General features: G+C 63.3%; 1 protein-coding gene. It reads right to left on the bottom strand.

Features of this window, described 5'->3' with window-relative positions; genetic code table 11:
• A partial coding sequence (locus tag ACYYG1_RS17995; protein ID WP_461211695.1) for a Phenylacetic acid catabolic protein occupies positions 1 to 229 on the bottom strand: 229 nt, incomplete at both ends.

Here is a 229-nt window from a genome sequence, read left to right on the forward strand (position 1 = left end):
GCCGCGTCCTTTGATCACTTCATGCAGTTCGCTCCAGTCGATCTCGCCGAAGCGATAGTGGCCGGCGGCCTCGTCCCAGGTAAGACTCGGGTCCGGCGCCGTCATGCCCAGCGCCTCAAGCTGCGGCACGGTGTTGTCGACGAACTTTTGCCGCAGTTCATCGTTGCTGTGGCGTTTGATTTTCCACGCCATGCTCTGGGCGCTGTGAGGGGAGTCGGCGTCGCTCGGG

The organism is Desulfocurvus sp. DL1XJH-121 (genome assembly GCF_054819825.1).